Below are 16095 nucleotides of genomic sequence, written 5' to 3' on the forward strand. Positions count from 1 at the left end.
AGATGTCAAAAAACAATAATGAAAATCTAACTCAGTTGGTACATGATGCACGTAAGCCATTGAATCAAATATCAATGAATTCAGAAATAATAAAGTTACTTGCTGAAAAGCCCGGCTCTCACGAGCAAGTGATTGAAAGTGCTAACGCCATTATTAAGGCCAGCAAAGAATGTAGTGAGTTGTTGCAAAAACTGGTCGAGCAAGGAACGAGTGAATGAGTTTAAGCCCAAAGGTAAATGTGTTTCAGCGCTTATTTAGCAAGTTAAATTATATTTGGGTGTTAGCCCTTATCGTTATGGCATTGGTCGCGGCGAATGTCATGGTGAGTTACAAAAATATTCAATACTTGAATAGTGTGCAATTAAGCATCAGCAACACCAGCGAAGTTATGATGTCACTCGATCAACTTCATATCTCGATGTTAGATGCCGAGTCAGTGCAACGGGCTTTTTTATTGGCATCGAATGAGCAAGACCTACTGCCATTTAAGTCTGCGTTGGCTTTACTTGAAACCAATATTGCTAAAGTAAGTGCGCGGCAATCAGAAAGCAAAACCCAGCAAAATAAAATCAATCGCTACGTTGAAGGGGTGAAAAAACGCTTTACTGCACTAGAATCAACCATATTTATTGCCCAAAACAATGCCCACGCTGATGAATTAAAGTTGCTTGATAGAGCGTCGAACTCGGGTGGTGAATTGCGTCAATTGTACGAAGAAATCATTTCAAAAGAAGAAGAGATCAGAGACTTTCAAATCAAAGCTTTGGGTAAAGTGAAAGCTGATGCAACCAGCAATATTACCCTGTCAGCTTTACTGAGCGTGACACTGTTACTTGCAATACTGGCGTTAATGACAATGAACCTCAGACATGCCAAAAGAGCAAAAATTGAATTGCAGCGCGCCAATAGTGATCTTGAAGATAAAGTAAAGGCAAGAACAGAAGTATTAGAACATTACGCCGAAGAATTAAATCGCAGCAATCGAGAGCTCGAAGACTTTGCCTTTGTTGCATCACATGATTTACAAGAGCCGCTCAGAAAAATACGGGCTTTTGGTGATCGAATTGAGAAAAACCATAGCCAACAGTTGGACGAAAAAGGCCTAGATTATTTAGCGCGCATGACTAGCGCAGCGAAAAGAATGTCAACGTTGATAACTGATTTATTGGAGCTGTCGAGAGTAACGACGCGTGCAAAACCTTTCGAGTTAAATGATCTCAATGAGATTTTACAATATGTGCAAGATGATCTAGAAATCGCAGTCAAAGAAAGTCATGCCGTAGTCGATATTGCGACTTTACCTAAACTCATGTGTGATGCCAGCCAAATACATCAACTCTTTTTAAACCTCATTTCGAACGCACTCAAATTTCGTGCACCAGGGCTGACACCCGAAGTTAAAATCACGGTCGATGAAACCTTATTCATGGAGCAAAAAGCATACACTTTTGTCATTGAAGACAATGGCATAGGTTTTGAGCAAGAATATGCAGAAAAAATATTCTCGCCATTTCAGCGCCTTCATGACAGAAACCAATATGCCGGAACGGGCATAGGCCTAACCGTTTGCAGACGAATTGTAGAGCGCCATAGCGGTGTTATTTCTGCGTCGGCAGAGCAGGGCAAAGGCGCAAAATTCTCTATCACGCTTCTTGCCGAACCAGTACAAATAATTCAGGAATTGAACACATGAACTACAGAAAGACCCAGCCAATCCACATACTGATGGCCGATGATGACGAAGACGATCGCTTACTAGCACAAGATGCACTTGAAGAAAGTCGTGTACTTAATGCGGTTCAGTTTGTGAAAGATGGAGTCGAATTGCTTGAATATCTCAGAAATGAAGGGCAGTTCACCAGTGCACAAAAATACCCAAGACCAAACCTTATTTTACTCGACTTAAATATGCCGAGAATGGATGGCCGCGAAGCATTAAGAGAGATAAAAAAAGACCCAGCACTGCGCTCGATCCCGGTTGTTATTTTAACCACCTCCAAAGAAGAAGAAGACAAGCTCAGAGGTTATGATTCTGGTGCGGCCTCATATATTACTAAACCTGTGGACTTTGATGGTTTAGTAGATTTAATGAAGAATTTAGGTAAGTACTGGATAGAAATTGTCGAGCTGCCTAACTAATACTCGAAGCCAATTTATCTGAATTTACTCACCCATGCCCATCGTCATCTAGCAGCGCTCTTTAAAGCCTAGATAGATAGCGACGGTGTAGCGTTTCACGCAATGAATATGACTTTAACTTGGAAATTAGCATGACAAAGGGATCACTCAGCGACGTTAATGTACTGCTTATTGAAGATGATGAAGACGATTATGTCTTAACCTTAGATTACTTAGAATCTATCGCTAACTTTAACTTCAACCTAGTTTGGCACAGTCAATATAATCAAGCGTTAGAAGCATTAGAAAGTAACGAGTATGACCTTTGCTTACTCGATTACCAGTTAGGCCCAAAAACTGGGCTAAGCATACTTAAAGAAGCGAAAGCGCGAGACGTTCATACACCGATTATAATGTTAACGGGGCAGTCTGATGCGGTGCTTGATGATGAGGCTTTAAAAGCCGGTGCAGAAGATTTTGTGCTTAAATCAGAAATTGGCAGTGTGCGTTTTATACGTTCTATTCGCTATGCTCTAGCGCGTAAAGAACTTGAATTAGAACGACTAGAGCGCTTAAGAGTAGAGTCTGATATTAGAGCCAAAGACCGCTTTTTAGCGCATTTAAGTCATGAGCTCAGAACACCGCTGACCTCCATCTTAGGTTACACAAACTTATTACTCTCTAGACAAGAATTAGAAAACGTAAAACCAGAACTATCAATCATCAATAACAATAGCGAGCACTTACTTAGCTTGCTGAATGATGTGCTAGACCTTTCTAAGATAAATGAAAATAACCTACAACTGAATGTTGAAGATGTGTGCTTGAATAGCTTTTTGAGTGATCTCCATAGCTTGTTCAAGATGGCTGCTGCAAAAAAAGGGCTGAGCTTTAATATCGAAGCAAAAACGCTTTTGCCAAAAAACGTGCGAGTAGACAAAACACGGTTAAAACAAATTCTCATCAACATCATTTATAACGCAATAAAATTCACAAGCTCAGGGTTTGTGAAAGTTGAAATCGCTTTAAATGAAAGCTCAAAACTTGAATTTAAGGTGATTGATTCTGGTATCGGAATTCCGCAAGAGAAACTAAAGCGTATATTCAAACCGTTCGAGCAGGTGCAAAATGTCACCACCCGCAGTGATGAGGGAGCCGGACTTGGTTTAGCTATTAGCTCTGCATTAATTGCCCTAATGGGAGGCAAACTTGAAGTGAGCTCTACCTTAGGCGAGGGCAGTGAATTTGGCTTTTTTATTGCGCTTGATATGGCTGATGAAACAACACTTGAACCGTTACGATTAAATGATGCGAAAAACGACGAAGAAGACTCATTGCCAAGTGATCTAAATGGACACATTTTGATTGTTGAAGACATGAGCGAAATTCAGATGTTAATGCGTACGTTAATCGGCCAAACCGGGGCAACTGCAGATATTGCCAGTGACGGCGTTGAAGCGCTTGAGACTTTAAAGCGCAATCCAGATAAATACGATTTAGTATTTATGGACCTGCACATGCCAAGAATGGATGGTCGAGATACGTTAGTTACGTTAAGACAAAGTGGGCTTGAACTCCCTGTTATTGCACTCACAGCAGCAGCTCAAAAAGGGACCAAAGAAGAGCTCATAGCCCTTGGCTTTAACGATATGCTGAGCAAGCCTGTGAGTGTTCCTGAACTTGGGCACTGCCTAAAAAACTACTTAAATGCGCAACAAAACAGCGAAGTAACTCATATTGATTCCGCCTCAGACGAACTGACATTTTTAGTTGTTGAAGACGATGCCGATGCACGTAACTTGTTAGAATTACTCCTAAACTCACAGCAAGTGAATGTGGTGACAGCAGACAGCGCACAAGCTTGTAGACAGCATATAAACGGCAAACAGAAATTCGATACGATTTTGATGGACATTGGCCTTCCAGATGCGTCAGGCCTGTCACTGGCAAAAGAAATCAAGTCACAAAACCGAGAGCAACATATCGTTATTGCCAGCGGGTTTGATCCAGAACCTGAAATGTTAGCCGAGTCTCAAGTCGATGACGTGCTGCTAAAGCCCATTACACTTATTGATTTGCAAACAATCATAGAGTCATTGTAAAGATAGTTAAAAAGTTGATGTGGCGCATATTTCAGTTAAGCAATTAAGGTTAGACTGTATTTTAAATTTATGGATAGTTAAATGTATTAAAAGTGCTTCAAGTTTAGTAAATAAACATAACTCGGATTTACCCTTATGCAGTTTCTGTTTTTTCACATGAACTTTATGAGGTGTTAAGTCTACTTAAGAAGCATTTTATTGTTAATGAAATTAGCAGGAGTTATTTGTGATTTTCTTTCGATACAATCAGGGGTTATTCTTATGCTAAAGCTGTTATGAAGCAAGAAGGAATCTGTACGTGCAAGAGTTAGACAATGATGTTGGAGAATTGCTACGTCGAGTCAAAATGACGACTTCTTCTCGATATGGGGCTAGTTTAAGGTTCAAATTTCATCATAGAGTTTCTCAATGGACTGTAGCTTTTATATCAATAGCTTTACTAATTATTCCAATGTCTCAGGCTTGGGGTATATCTGTTGGAATTGATAATCAGCAACTTAACTTTATCCAATCTATTTTAGCAGTATTGGTACTGGTTTACTCTTTATTGCTTGGGCAAGAAAACTTCATTTCTCGTTCTGAAGCAATGCAAAGAAACGGTGTTGAGTTAGGTAAGCTTGCCCGCAAACTTAAACCTTACATACGTTCTTGTACTGAAACTCAATATTCGGAGTTGGTTGAAGAATATTATGCCATTCTTGAGAAATATGAAAATCATGAAGTCGTAGACTATTACGCAACGAAACTTGAAGTTAAGCCAACAAAGCTCTCAGAATATTTAGGCTATATCTGGTTTAGTGGCAAATTTAGGTATCATCAATTGAAAGGTGTAATGCTTTACTTTCCAGCGTGGCTGTTTTTGGGGTATGTGCTTTATAAAGTCTTTACATCATTTCACCCAGCTTCATAACAAGTTCCTAAACCAAAGGGCGCAAAACTGCAGGCTTGCGTTCCTTCGGTGCTAATTTTAGCCTGCAGTTTCGCGCCGATTAGGCAAGCGTTAAACTTCCAATCTAGCCAAGGAGGCTTTTAAATGTTCGAAAATAACTTTATCCAAGCTATTCATAATAAAACTAAGATCAGGCTTACATTTGCTTCTAAAGAGGATGGGCATAACCTGACTAGGCTTTGTGCGCCTATGGATTTTGGTCCTAGCAGGCGAGCACATAACCAAGATGATAGATTCCACCTTTGGGACTATGAGAGTGATGAAAGGAATCATGTACTATCACTGCTACCAAATCAGATAGTAAATATGGAGTTTACTTCTGAAAGTTTTGACCCATCTGAGTTTGTTACATGGCCAACTAATTGGTTTATTGCTCGTAATTGGGGACAGTACAGTTAAATTTAACAAGGCTAGCCAGCAGGGCACTTTACGCTTCTGCTGGCGGCGTTATATTTATGTTTAACTTTGGAGGTAGTATTGAGCAATAGTGGTAGAGATTATGAGGAGTTTGTCGCTTCTTTACAAAAAGCTTTGTTTGAATCTGAGAAGTGGACAGAGTTACGAAATATTCAAATTGAGAAGAATAAAAAGATAAAAGATAACTCTGGTATTCTTCGTGAGTTTGATCTTTATTGGGAATACGAGCTAGCAGGCATTACATATAAAACTGTAATTGAATGCAAAGACTATGCATCAAAAGTTAGCATTGAGAAAATAGATGCTCTACTGGGGAAAATTCGAGACATACCTGATTTAAAGCCAATTTTTGCGACAAAAACAGGTTACCAATCTGGTGCAAAAATCAAAGCTCAAAATAATAGAGTTGAGCTCTTGATTGTGCGTGAACAAAAAGACACAGATTGGGAGCTTGAGGATGGCACGCCCTTAATCAAAGAAGTTATGATAAGTATGCAAGTAATATCTGCAGCAAGAATTATTTCATTTACACCTAAAATAGATGGAAATTGGGTTAAGGAAAATACGGAGATTGACGTTTCAAATGGCAATTTCCAACTTAATATGCGTAATGATATGACTTTCATTGAAGACGTTGGAAAGTCGGAGGAATACTCTCTTCTAGCATTAGAGGAAAGGTTGGGGCGAGGTGCTGAAATGGATTTTGGTGAAAGAAGTCTGACCCTTACTTTTGATAACGCATTTCTGCATTGTGGTGATATGAAACTGAAAATGCTTGCCGCAGATATAACATATTTTGTATCTAAGCCAATTGAGCAGTCTATTCATATAGACTTTTCAAAGGAACTTATAGGTGTCATCGAATACTTAGGTAAAAGCTCAAAGACTGCGATATTCAAGGAGCGCGTTGTCAAAGGTTGGGGTTCACAAACTTAACAATCAACTAAGGTGCCACGTCACATTCGGCAGTTTTATTTTGGGGTTTGATACACTTTGTTTCAGATTTTAGGCCAACAAATTAAATTTGGAGATAAAATGGCAGTAAAAGTTAATCAGGTTGAGTTATTGCAAGAGTATTTTTTGGGGGTTGTGGCACGCTCAGAGCATCATGCGCCAAATGTAAGTGAAGTGATTTACCCACTTCTTGGTTTGATTGTTTTGACAATGGATGCTGATTCAGATATTCAAGTTAGGGGTAGCAAGGGTGCAACTGGAAATATGTTATGGTTTACGAAGAACTCACAAAGATATGCTTTTCGTTACGAACATGAAGATGACACTATTGAAATTCGCAAAAATAGTTTTAAAGGAGACATGGTTGCCAAAGTCAGTAATGCGACTACGATCGCAGATCTTAAAGGAATTTTTGACCGCTTGTAGCGCAGCTCATACAAAAATACGTTGCAAATTAACTGCTACTCGCACCTATACAACACTAATATCTAAATCTATTGCCCTAACCAGATCTAGTTAGGGCTTTTCAAATAAGTCCTTGCAAGACTCTGCGAATAAGCACAACTTTTCTGAGCGCACCATACTTACCATATTTAGCACTGAGTGCACCGACAACAAAAGTGAGGGCAATCCCTTCAGGTGAGTTCATTGTGTTTGCAATAGCTTTACGAGCTCGCACCTTAGTGAGTCTGTTAAATTGTGAAGCGTTAAATAGCGCTTCTTCTTGTTCGTTAACGATTCGGTGTGTCTTATTAATAATATGATTTGCAAGCTTAGTCATCGTTTTTATCCTTTTGTACAAACTCTGAAAAGAAGCCTGAGGTTAAACTGTCAATGCTGTGATCAAAGAGCTTTAGCCCTGTCAGAATTAAGTAAATGACCGCCGCAAAGTTAATACTCAGTACCAAGCCTGCTGATAAAAACAGGTTAAGCCCTGCATAATTGAGTGCATAAACAACCAACACCTGAGCACATACCCACACCGCGACGGCTAAAACAGCGGCGAATAAGATAACGCCAAGCCCTATACATAAGGTTTGAGCATTCGCTTTTAATTTAGCGCCCAGTAAATGTAGGGTTGCTTCTGCGATTTGTTTATAGCTGTCTAATAGCAATGAAGCCGAATCAGTGAGCTCAGCGAGCGCAGGTTTGCGCTCGTGAGCTGTGCTTTGATCAGCGACGCGGTCCTTGTCTTGCATCGTTATTTTTTCCTTAATAGCATGGTTGCTAGCATGCCAAGGGAAAATGCAATACCAGCCGTTTTAACCGGGTTCTCAGTGGCGTATTTTTTTACACCTGACTTATCCCAGGCGCGCTGCAATTTTTCACGCTTCATATTAATGGCCTTGCTTGAATCATGGCTTTTTTCTCTTAGTGAAGTTTCTGTGCGAGAAGCAGTTGCGTGCAATGAGTCGACTGATTCATGTAAAGATTCAGCGAGGTTATCTGCAACAGGGTGGCTTGTGTCTTGGCCATTTGGCTTTTGTTTTGAATTACTGTTCGATTGAGATTGATTACTCATAAATTACTCCTTATTTGTGTTAGTCACTTAGAGAGTTGCAAGTGCCTTGCCAGATAAATAGTGTTTATTTATCAGTGTTTTATGGTTTTTTGTGGATGGTAGGTGAGTAGCTTTGTAAGCAAGGGGGTAAAATTTACACGGTAATAAATACAAAGTAGCAATCGCCATTGAGCTGGCTTGAGGGTGTTACTGGCAAAAGGCATTTGATGAATAAGCCTGAGGGGCGTTTAAGTGTGTGAACGCCACGAAGCGCATAAACACGGTCTAATAAGATTTAATAAGGCAGTAAGCAGAAACAAAAAAAGCGCTATAAAATATAGCGCTCAAACTCGCTCTAAAAAAAAGAGCATCAGTCAAAGGGATAAATTCGGTAGCAATACCTTTAAAATTGGTATTCAACAGATATGGCTGCTACGTCCATATCAGGGTCAATATTGTTTTCAAGTTCATAGCGCGTATATTCTAAGCGCATATTTACGTTTTCATTGAGGTGAAATTCAACACCGGCGCCGTATAGCCAGTCGCCACCGTCTATACTCGATGAAACTCGACCAATGGCAGGAATATCTGCATGCACGTCAGCATCCCACTCAAGCCAGCCACCTTTTGCATAAACTGAAAAGTGTTCATTTAGCGGAGCAGATAACCTTGTTGATAAAGATATACCATCGACTTCAGCTGAGTTATCGATGTCACTTGCTTCATCAAAGTTTTCATAGGCTAGTTCAAAGCTCCAGTAAGGGTTAATTTTTGTACCTACGTAAGCTTTTAACATTGAGGAGTCGTCATCAAACGAGGTGTCGTTTTCTCTGTCGTCCCATTGAAAAGAATACTGACCATAGCCAATACCCGTGTAGATTTTATAACCATCGGGCCAAAACGTTTCTTTTGAATAAGCAGTGGTTGATACCAAACCTAATGACGCAAAAAGCGCAGCAGTAATAGCTAGTTTTTTCATGTTCATTCCTTTATTAAATTGAAACTTAAATAAGCTTTATTTGATAAAAATTGATTACCAAACTAATGAAATTGATACTTAGAGGAGAGGGGGCAAGCCCCTCACAGATTTGAATTTATGACTTGCTGCTGATACGCAAGTTGTCTTCTACTTCAAGTACATCGTTAGCATTTTTCGCAATTTGAATTGCTAAGTCACGCTCAGCTTCGCTTGCTACGTGGCCGTTTAAAGTTACAATGCGGCGCTCTACATCAACGTCAATGTCTGTGCCGTCTACGTCTGTATCAAACAGGTATCGTGACTTAATGACGGTGGCAATTTTAGCGTCAGTAAAAGCACTGCTGTCTTCTTTACTGTCTGCCTTTTTGTGAATGTCTAAAATAGTCAGTTCGTTTTTGACCTTCTTAACACCATCGATGCCTAGTACAAGCTCTTCAGCTAGCTTTTTATCTACTGAACGCTCAACTTCACCCGTTAATACCACAACACCATTTTTTACATCGGTGTTTATGTCGAAGTTATTAAGCTCACCATTAAAGAGTAGTGTTGCTTCGGCTTTGCCATCAATCCAGGCGTCACTCGCTTCTTTTTCCCAGTTGTTGTCAGATGCAAATACAGAAGTTGTTGTAAGTGCTGAAACTAGAACTGTTGCAATTAATGTGATTTTCATAATTAAACTCCTTTAATTTAAAGTCGAATTAATATTTGCATGTGATGTGCCATTTTTAACCTATTGATTTTTAATGTTTATTTTTATTGTGCAAGTGAGGGCTGAAATTCTTACAGGGAAGTTTTGAAGCAAGTCTGTAAAAGTTACGCTGTTTATAAGCGCAATTTCTAGTTTGGTGCAGCCTAGTGACCAAATAGAGGCTTTTAGAATAAATCGCTCAATCAAGTAATGAGCCAATGCCGCGCTTTACCAATACGATGTGCTAATACGTCTAAAGGCGGTATGTTCACAAGCTCGAGAGTGTAAAGAGGCTTAACTTAGGTTGTGTAAGCCTTATTTATGCTGGCAAAAAAAGGCTATCAACACTGAGTCTAATATTGTTTACACACTCTTAGAGGAATGCTTTCTGCATTATTCATCAAACTTAAAAAATACTCAGGAGTTATGAATAATGGAAATAGATAAATTTTGGAAACTCATTAATGAAAAACTAATCGCCTGGTTAGAAAGTGCTATTCAACTATTACCCAACATAATTTTGGCATTATGTGTTTTGATATTCTTCACTTTGCTCGCGAGGGTATTGTCGGTTTGGTTCTCAAAAGTCATCTATAGAATTATTAAAACAGCACAAGTCGCGTCTTTGATCAGCTCAGTATTTAAGATCATCATCATCTTGGTGGGTGTTTTCTTTGCGTTAGATATTGTGAAGCTCTCTGGTGCGGTTATGTCTTTATTAGCTGGTGCCGGCATTATAGGGCTAGCGATTGGTTTTGCGTTTCAGGATATGACCGAAAACCTGATAGCCGGGTTCGTCATGAGTGTAAGAAAGCCATTTATGGTGGGTGACATCATAAAAACCAAAGACTGCTTCGGAACAGTGAGCAGGATCAATTTGCGAAACACCCTGGTTGAAAATTTTTATGGGCAGCTGTCATATGTTCCGAATAAAACATTATTTAAAAATGAGCTGCAGAATTACTCGAAACTCGGCAAACGCAGAATAGAGATACCTGTTGGTATTTCTTACGCGGATGATCCTGAGCGGGCAAGGTCACTGATTGTAGAAGCGCTGAATCAGCATGACTTTGTTTTAGATCCCGACGAAACAGATGTATATGCAGCATCATTTGGTGATAGCGCCATAAACTTACTAGTGTGGTTTTGGATTGATTATCCCAGTGAGCCAAGCTTTATGCTGGTGCGCCACAAAGCCATCTGCACGATTAATCGAGTGCTATCAGATAATGACATATTAATTCCATTCCCTATTAGAACGCTCGACTTCAATGCAAAAGGCGGCACACGGTTAGGTGCACAATTTACACAGGAATAATTTACAAAGCCTATGTAATATTTTCATCGTGTAAAAATTGGTTTTTATTTTTTCTTTAAAAACAAATATTTAAGTTTGGCATTAAACCTGCTGCATAGAGTTCACAGTAATTAAAACACTTACTGAATTTAAACAATATCGAAATGAAAGGAGTTACTTATGACACATTCAAACTACGATATGAGCCCTGTGAAAGATCTAATTAGAGTGCTTAACGGTGGCGTTGAATTTTACACTCAAGCTAAGAAAAAGCTGGATAGCACTAACTTGAACCGCGTGTTTGACCAAATGATCGCAGATAAAGCGCAAGCAATTTCTGATCTTCAGCCGTTTGTTTTCGTAGATGAAGGTACTGTTGAGACTGACACTGCAACGAGTGTTGATATTCGTGAGTCTTACACCAAAGTCATTGGCGTTTTAAGTACTGACAAAGCGCACACTTATATTTCTCAGTTAGAAGAAGTTGAAGATAAAGTGCTAGATAAGCTTGATAAGGCATTGAGTGAGCCACTACCGCCAAAATGCAAAAGTGCACTGCTGCAAATTCAAAGCCGAATGCAGGTTTGTCATGACCAGATGAAGCAGTTACAAGAGTTGACCGCTTAAGGAGGAGAGCATGCTTAGGTGGGCAATAACCTTCTTATGTCTTGCGCTGATTGCTGCTGTGTTGGGTTTTTCAGGCATAGCAGGCGCAGCAGCTGGAATGGCTAAAATTTTATTTTTTGTATTTATCGCATTTATGGTCATTTCATTCTTTTTTGGAAAGAGAAAAACTCCCAATTAAGAGGGAATTGAATATTTAAATCGTTATAGGAGATTAATGATGAGATTATCAATAACTCTAGCAAAAGTATTTGGTTTTATTTCAATTTTGGCGCTATTTGGCTGTAATGATGGCCCTGCAGAAGAGGCTGGTGAACGCTTAGATGAGAAGGTTCAAGAAGTTGAAAACAGCGTTGAAGATGCATGCGAAAAGGTTAAAGAAGAAGTAAACGCGAAGAATGAAGAGTGCTAAGTAAATCGCAGACTTTCTAAAATCAGCACTAACAAAGAAACCTCAGTTAACGTGATTGTTAACTGAGGTTTAGTTTTCTCAATTCTCTTACCTTATCTACAGCCCTGTTGGTGTACCAAATGAGATCACAACGCTTGAGCATAATATGTGTATAATTCGCCCATTATTTAAGAGCGTGAAAAACATAGAGGTAAAATGGCTGTTTTAGAGATTCTAAAAGCTCCAAATGAAAAATTGAAAGTTGTTGCAGAGCAAGTAACTGACGTAGAAAGTGTGCAAACTTTGATTGATGACATGCTGGATACTATGTACGACACCGATGATGGCATTGGTCTGGCGGCGACTCAAGTTGGCCGTAAAGAAGCCATTATCATCATAGATATTTCTGAACAAAGAAACGAACCGTTAATTCTGATTAACCCAGAAGTGGTGGGTGGGTCTAACAAAGAGATGGGTCAAGAAGGCTGTTTGTCAGTGCCGGGATATTATGCTGATGTAGAACGTTTTACCTCTGTACAAGTCAAGGGTTTAGACAGAACAGGTAAAGAAGTACTCGTTGAAAGCGATGACTTTTTAGCAATCGTGCTACAGCATGAAATTGACCATTTGAAAGGTAAGCTGTTCATTGATTACTTGTCGCCTTTAAAACAAAAAATGGCGATGAAAAAGGTTAAGAAAGCGATTAAAGCGGCTTAATCGCTTTGGGGTAAACAGCAGTAGCTCATATCTGATCTTACAGTTTCGATGAATTGATTTGGACTTCACCTGACAAACAGCTATGAGCGAAGGGCAGTCGTTGACAATGTATACTAATTTCAATACTTAAAATTAAACTAATAGTTCTAGTTAACTAAGAAAAATGCGCCAAAAAATTCCTAGGCGCATTTTTCTTAACGTTGTGCATTTCGCAAAATTTGTTTTTTGCTCAAAGTAGATTTAACCATTTTTGTGAAATCTTTATCATGCTGTCGCTCTACACTTTTATTTCGAGCATTTATTCTTCTTTCTAAGAAAGCTTGCTCTTGTTTTAAGTGTAGGTAACTATCATATCGCTCGGCTGTTATATTTCCGTTTTCTAGTTCTTGTTGAACTGCGCAGCCAGGTTCACCTTCATGTGAGCAATCTCGAAAATGACACAAATTAGATGCATTTTGAATTTCACCAAAAACGGCTTCAATATCCTCTGATTCAGCCCAAGCTTGTACCTCTTTGATACCTGAAGAGTCAACAATATACCCGCCGTTTTCTAATTCAAACAGATAACACGCTGAAGTGGTATGTCGTCCTCTTTTATCTTTATCTCTGCCGGAATTAGTTTTCTGTATACTATTTTTGAGAATAGTATTTGTGAGCGTTGATTTACCTACACCAGATGGGCCGATAAACATTCCAACTGCTCCATTTACCAAATATGACACAACTTCTTCGATGCCTGTTTTATCTTCCGCGCTGCAAATAATGATATTAATATCCAGCGCAACAGTTTCTAACTGCCGTTTAATTAAACTTGCCATGTCATTTAGATCGCATTTATTCAAAATGACGATAGGAGTAGCGCCGCTATTCCAAGCAATTGTCAGCAGTCGTTCAAGTAATCGGTCAGAATAATGCCGCTCACGATCAAGACCCAATACGATAAACACATAATCAACATTAGCTGCGATTGCCTGTTGCTCGGTAGTGTTACCAGTGAATTTTCGGCTAACAAGGCTGTGTCTTTTCTCAATACCATTAATTAAATAGTGAGAGTGTTCATTTACTACGTTCACCCAATCTCCGACACATGGGAGAGACTCTTTACTTTTAATAGTATGTAAAAAACTGCCTTTTAATATTGCAGACTTAATCCCGCTTTCGGTTTGAATTTTATAACTATCGTAATGCTTTTCAATAACTCTGTACTTGCTATGTGTGTTCATTGTTTCTACCGCTTTCTATACTAAGTTGCTTTAATCTTGTTAAGACCATTTTTGATGGGAATGGTAATGACATAATTGGTTCCGCAGCTATCGTGAGAAGCAACAATTCGTTATCGTTCGCAGCGACTCTGTTGGTTCTGATAGTCTTACATTTTGAACATTTATGAATTAATGACCATTCTTGATTTTTCTGAACATGAATGCCTATTGGCTGCATAATTCCTCGACAGCTTGATCGGCGATCCCCAGCTTTGATGTCCATATGCACACTACATAAACAATATGGGCAATGGTTTCTATGCTGACCACCATAAATAATTGGCGAAACTCCTTGACCACATGATGCACAAATAAATGATTCTTGTGGATTTTGTCGAATGGTATTATTTCTCGTCATAATGCTTAACCTCTTTTAAAGTGATGGCTCTCCTTTAACCAAAATATATATTGACTGACTGTGCAGTCAGTTTTTTATGTAAAAAATTTTGATAAATAATGTTTGCAAAAGGCCTTTTTTATTTGGCCATTTTTACGTACTTCTCAATAAATACTTGTTTTACTGCTGGCAAATCAAAATCATCGCCAAGAAATAAGTAGTTCAATGCAATACCATCAACTTCAGCGACAAATAGCCTACTTATAATACTGCTTGATTTATAACCTAAAAAGTCAAAGATTTCCTTAACTTCGGTTTGTAAAATGTTAGTTCTCTCTTCAATTAAATCTTGAAGTAGACTTCTTGTTGAAGGTTGAAACATAACATTAAAATTTAACTGATAGATATATTTATGCTCATCAACCGACATTGCCGAAAAAATAGACTCAATAAAAGCAATTAACCTTTGGGTTGGGTCTGTTTTTTGTTTGTACGCTTTACTCGAGTTACCTATGATTTCAGTTATTCGAGCGAAAATCTCTCTTAGTAACTCATCTTTAGTTTTAAAGTGATGAAATACCAGACCTTTTGAAATATTTGCCTCTGTGCAAATTGCAGATATTGGCGTTTTTTCAAAGCCATTTTTTGCAAAAAGCTTAGTAGCAACATCTAAAATTTCTTCACGCTTATCCACACAACACCTCATTCAAAAAAGTACTGACCGTACAGTCAGTGCATAATATATTAACGTTAACATTTGTCAACTGATTGCTTTTTGTTCTTTTCTTTTTTGCAAATAAGGACAGGGCTTACTTGCAAGGCAATCTTGCTAGGATGATGTTTTTAAATAGGTCATTTTGACTGAGAATAAATTATTTTGCTTGTTAGAACTATGAAGGTTGAAAGTCCTCTGCTGGCTAATATACGGCAGTTAGATTTGAGCAAAACCTAGAAATCAAAGCTGTCAGATTAAGTTAAGACTTATTAAGCTTATTGCATTGAGTATTTAAAGCCTTGATGTTCACTGAGCATCAAGGCTTTTTTCTTAGTAAGCCACACCCATTCTTTTGTTGATATGTGCTGCTTTTTCAATCTCATCTACGAATGCGACGGCATAGTCGGCGACTGAAATACGGCTATTGCCTTGCTCATCGGTAATTAGTTGCTCAGCACCGGTACGATATTGGTTTAACTTATCACCCGGGAAAATCTCAGCTGCAGGGCTAATAAACGTCCAGTTTAACGGGCTATTCGACTGTTTAAACACGTCAAGTGCTTCACCTTGCGCAATGGCTTCATCTTTATATTCAGCAGGAAATTCAGGGGTATCGATTAACTTTAAGTTTGGTGCCACTTCTAGCGAGCCTGCGCCACCAACCCATAGTAAACGCTCAATGTTGGTGCTTGGTAATTCATTGAGTAATCGCTCTGCGGTATTTTTTACAATCTCGTGATTGCCTAAAGCTTGACCACCAATGGCCGCAACAAACACCGTTTCATCACTGATTAAAGCGCTTAAGTTATCTGATGGGTTATTTAAGTCGAATGATTTTGCGGTGACATTGGGTACGTCGTATTTATCATGTGCTCGAACTAGCGCTGTGATCTCATGACCTCTTGATTTTGCTTCTGCCACGATATGAGAGCCTATCCAACCTGATGCGCCTAATACGATTAGTTTCATAATATTTTCCTCTTGGGTAAGTGTTTTGAGTTGTGTCTAGATTAGAAGAAAACTAAGATGAAATAATCGAGCAAA

General features: G+C 38.9%; 22 protein-coding genes. 13 read left to right on the forward strand and 9 right to left on the reverse strand.

Annotated features, from left to right (window positions below; all coding sequences use genetic code 11):
- The first annotated feature begins 2 nt into the window (after positions 1–2).
- The 8 genes from ACH784_RS05825 to ACH784_RS05860 all read left to right on the forward strand — a co-directional run bounded on the left by ACH784_RS05825 (position 3) and on the right by ACH784_RS05860 (position 6966).
- Complete coding sequence (locus ACH784_RS05825) at positions 3–218, forward strand: histidine kinase (protein ID WP_404394087.1); 216 nt, start codon at positions 3–5, stop codon at positions 216–218.
- Complete coding sequence (locus ACH784_RS05830) at positions 215–1693, forward strand: ATP-binding protein (protein WP_404394088.1); 1479 nt, start codon at positions 215–217, stop codon at positions 1691–1693. The genes ACH784_RS05825 and ACH784_RS05830 overlap by 4 nt, the downstream gene beginning before the upstream one ends.
- A complete protein-coding gene (locus tag ACH784_RS05835) occupies positions 1690–2139 on the forward strand; it encodes a response regulator (protein ID WP_404394090.1) in 450 nt (149 codons plus the stop codon). Before ACH784_RS05830 ends, ACH784_RS05835 begins: the two co-directional genes overlap by 4 nt.
- A 131-nt stretch (positions 2140–2270) precedes the next feature.
- Positions 2271–4220, forward strand: coding sequence for a response regulator (locus ACH784_RS05840; protein WP_404394092.1), 1950 nt, complete (start codon positions 2271–2273; stop codon positions 4218–4220).
- Between the two features lie 298 nt (positions 4221–4518).
- Entirely contained in the window at positions 4519–5130 is a 612-nt protein-coding gene (locus ACH784_RS05845; protein WP_404394094.1) for an SLATT domain-containing protein, read from the forward strand.
- A 123-nt stretch (positions 5131–5253) separates the two neighbouring features.
- Positions 5254–5568, forward strand: coding sequence for a hypothetical protein (locus tag ACH784_RS05850; RefSeq protein ID WP_404394096.1), 315 nt, complete (start codon positions 5254–5256; stop codon positions 5566–5568).
- A gap of 78 nt (positions 5569–5646) precedes the next feature.
- Positions 5647–6522 (forward strand): restriction endonuclease, encoded by an 876-nt coding sequence (locus ACH784_RS05855; RefSeq protein WP_404394098.1) that lies wholly within the window; start codon positions 5647–5649, stop codon positions 6520–6522.
- 99 nt (positions 6523–6621) lie between these two features.
- The gene (locus tag ACH784_RS05860) at positions 6622–6966 is read left to right on the forward strand and encodes a hypothetical protein (protein ID WP_404394099.1); all 345 of its coding nucleotides are present in this window, start codon (positions 6622–6624) and stop codon (positions 6964–6966) included.
- 100 nt (positions 6967–7066) lie between these two features.
- On the opposite strand, the gene ACH784_RS05865 is transcribed toward ACH784_RS05860, so the two are convergent.
- The 5 genes from ACH784_RS05865 to ACH784_RS05885 form a co-directional block, all read right to left on the reverse strand.
- The gene (locus ACH784_RS05865) at positions 7067–7321 is read right to left on the reverse strand and encodes a hypothetical protein (RefSeq protein WP_404394101.1); all 255 of its coding nucleotides are present in this window, start codon (positions 7319–7321) and stop codon (positions 7067–7069) included.
- A complete protein-coding gene (locus ACH784_RS05870) occupies positions 7314–7739 on the reverse strand; it encodes a hypothetical protein (protein WP_404394102.1) in 426 nt (141 codons plus the stop codon). Before ACH784_RS05870 ends, ACH784_RS05865 begins: the two co-directional genes overlap by 8 nt.
- Before the next feature lie 2 nt (positions 7740–7741).
- Positions 7742–8062 (reverse strand): hypothetical protein, encoded by a 321-nt coding sequence (locus tag ACH784_RS05875; RefSeq protein ID WP_404394104.1) that lies wholly within the window; start codon positions 8060–8062, stop codon positions 7742–7744.
- Between the two features lie 382 nt (positions 8063–8444).
- Positions 8445–9020, reverse strand: a complete 576-nt coding sequence (locus tag ACH784_RS05880) for an outer membrane beta-barrel protein (protein ID WP_404394105.1) — start codon at positions 9018–9020, stop codon at positions 8445–8447.
- 115 nt (positions 9021–9135) lie between these two features.
- The gene (locus tag ACH784_RS05885; RefSeq protein WP_404394107.1) at positions 9136–9690 is read right to left on the reverse strand and encodes a BON domain-containing protein; all 555 of its coding nucleotides are present in this window, start codon (positions 9688–9690) and stop codon (positions 9136–9138) included.
- 451 nt (positions 9691–10141) lie between these two features.
- On the opposite strand from ACH784_RS05885, the gene ACH784_RS05890 reads away from it, so the two are divergent.
- The 5 genes from ACH784_RS05890 to def all read left to right on the forward strand — a co-directional run bounded on the left by ACH784_RS05890 (position 10142) and on the right by def (position 12737).
- Positions 10142–11026 carry a mechanosensitive ion channel family protein gene (locus tag ACH784_RS05890; protein ID WP_404394109.1) on the forward strand — a complete coding sequence of 295 codons (885 nt, stop codon included), beginning with the start codon at positions 10142–10144 and terminating at the stop codon, positions 11024–11026.
- Positions 11027–11185: 159 nt separating this feature from the next.
- The gene (locus tag ACH784_RS05895; RefSeq protein WP_404394111.1) at positions 11186–11632 is read left to right on the forward strand and encodes a PA2169 family four-helix-bundle protein; all 447 of its coding nucleotides are present in this window, start codon (positions 11186–11188) and stop codon (positions 11630–11632) included.
- A 10-nt stretch (positions 11633–11642) separates the two neighbouring features.
- Positions 11643–11810: a DUF1328 domain-containing protein gene (locus ACH784_RS05900; RefSeq protein ID WP_404394113.1), complete on the forward strand. Its 168-nt coding sequence runs from the start codon at positions 11643–11645 to the stop codon at positions 11808–11810.
- Between the two features lie 36 nt (positions 11811–11846).
- Entirely contained in the window at positions 11847–12041 is a 195-nt protein-coding gene (locus ACH784_RS05905) for a hypothetical protein (protein ID WP_404394115.1), read from the forward strand.
- A gap of 195 nt (positions 12042–12236) precedes the next feature.
- The gene (def, locus tag ACH784_RS05910) at positions 12237–12737 is read left to right on the forward strand and encodes a peptide deformylase (RefSeq protein ID WP_404394116.1); all 501 of its coding nucleotides are present in this window, start codon (positions 12237–12239) and stop codon (positions 12735–12737) included.
- Between the two features lie 194 nt (positions 12738–12931).
- Here def and rsgA read toward each other — a convergent pair whose 3' ends face one another.
- The 4 genes from rsgA to ACH784_RS05930 all read right to left on the reverse strand — a co-directional run bounded on the left by rsgA (position 12932) and on the right by ACH784_RS05930 (position 16020).
- Positions 12932–13960, reverse strand: a complete 1029-nt coding sequence (rsgA, locus tag ACH784_RS05915) for a ribosome small subunit-dependent GTPase A (RefSeq protein WP_404394118.1) — start codon at positions 13958–13960, stop codon at positions 12932–12934.
- The gene (locus ACH784_RS05920) at positions 13947–14357 is read right to left on the reverse strand and encodes an RNHCP domain-containing protein (protein WP_404394119.1); all 411 of its coding nucleotides are present in this window, start codon (positions 14355–14357) and stop codon (positions 13947–13949) included. Before ACH784_RS05920 ends, rsgA begins: the two co-directional genes overlap by 14 nt.
- Positions 14358–14475: 118 nt before the next feature.
- Complete coding sequence (locus ACH784_RS05925; protein WP_404394120.1) at positions 14476–15030, reverse strand: TetR/AcrR family transcriptional regulator; 555 nt, start codon at positions 15028–15030, stop codon at positions 14476–14478.
- A 351-nt stretch (positions 15031–15381) separates the two neighbouring features.
- On the reverse strand, positions 15382–16020 hold the full coding sequence (locus ACH784_RS05930) for an NAD(P)-dependent oxidoreductase (protein ID WP_404394122.1): 639 nt from the start codon (positions 16018–16020) through the stop codon (positions 15382–15384).
- Between the last annotated feature and the right edge of the window lie 75 nt (positions 16021–16095).

Origin of the sequence: Pseudoalteromonas phenolica (genome assembly GCF_044788725.1) — a bacterium.
GTDB lineage: Bacteria > Pseudomonadota > Gammaproteobacteria > Enterobacterales > Alteromonadaceae > Pseudoalteromonas > Pseudoalteromonas phenolica_C.